This window comes from Mesorhizobium sp. M7A.T.Ca.US.000.02.2.1, from assembly GCF_003996995.1.
In the GTDB taxonomy this organism is placed as follows: domain Bacteria; phylum Pseudomonadota; class Alphaproteobacteria; order Rhizobiales; family Rhizobiaceae; genus Mesorhizobium.
Genome location: NZ_RZTT01000765.1, coordinates 1 through 1302 on the forward strand (window position 1 = coordinate 1; position 1302 = coordinate 1302).

A 1302-nucleotide genomic window follows, 5' to 3' on the forward strand; every position below is an offset into this window, starting at 1 on the left:
CCCGTACACTCGCCTACGGCGCCCTTGCACGCCCTGCTTGATCCCCCCGCCTTCCTGGTGCCGCGCAACCGCGCTCTCATCCACAACCGGAGACACAATCATGGCCAAGTCCAACAACGCCCCGAAGAACAACACCGCCGATCAGAGCAAGCCGCAGCCCCTGGGCGTGTTCGTGGTCGATGAGCGCAACCAGGATCGCAAGTTCTGGACGCGGGTCGGCGCCGCATGGCCCCACGAGGACGGCAAGGGCTACAACCTGGAAATCACTCCCGGCATCTCCGTCTCCGGTCGCCTGGTCATCCGCGAGAGGAAGCAGGACGACGCGCAGGACTAAGCATCACCAGCTGGCGGTCGGGTTCCCCGGCCGCCCTTCCAGCCGCCAGAATTCTCGGCGGCTTTTTTATGCTCACAGCCCACCGGCCAGCCCACTGACGTGGCAAGAATCCGGCCGCGGCCGGATTCAAGAACCCAAGATCGAACAGCAAGCGGCCTTCGGCCGCATTCGCTCCGAAGCGCGAATGTCACGTTCCGCGCAAGTCAGCTGACCAGCACCCACACACCAACGTCGCCTGCAGGAGTCGCCGGCATCGAGGCCCACGGCCTCGGATCGAGTACATGGATGCGCTTCCTTTTGATCTGCGCGGGGTGTCATCGCAAGCACGCACCGAGGGTCACACCGGCGTGGAGTAGCCACTAGGGTTCACTGCGTCGAATCTTTCCCCCGGTCCTTCCGCTGCGCTGCAGGCTGCGGCCTCGGCTTCGCCCTTGCGTCAACTCCCCTAATGCCGGTGCGACAGCAACGGTGCGCGATTGACAACCCCGCGCGGAAAGGAGAACGCACCATGAAAAAACACTCGATCCAAGTCCTGAAACTGGTCCTCGAAAACCTGCCGGCTATCATCACCTCGATAGCGACGTTGGTGACCGCCGTGTCGGTGCTGGTCAGCAAGCTCGCCTAACACGGAAAAACGGGGCATTCGCCCCGTTTCCGCGCTCCGCTCATCAATCCCAAGATCCTCCGGGCTCCGCCCTACGCGCCGCAACCGCGGCTTGCCTTTCAGCTCCGCTACGCTCCGCAAAATCGGTCTGCGGCAGGGTGATGTCGGTGGTTGTCGGTTTGCGCTGTGTGGAAATGCTGGTGGTGATTCACCGCTGCTGGCGCGGGTGGATCGTTTTCCGTAGGGGTGCCCCCTACACCCCGTCCGTCGATTCGCTCAGGCCTGCCCTATGATTTCCCGGGTATGTGCGCCGTCCCTGGAACATCCTTTCTCAACAGTCGGACAGTTTTCGGTAACGACGCGG

The 1302-nt window shown here is 63.1% G+C and carries 1 protein-coding gene; it reads left to right on the forward strand.

All coding sequences use genetic code 11. The features are described from left to right. Positions 1-100 precede the first annotated feature (100 nt). The gene (locus EOD15_RS34430; protein WP_127409308.1) at positions 101-334 is read left to right on the forward strand and encodes a hypothetical protein; all 234 of its coding nucleotides are present in this window, start codon (positions 101-103) and stop codon (positions 332-334) included. Positions 335-1302 lie beyond the last annotated feature (968 nt).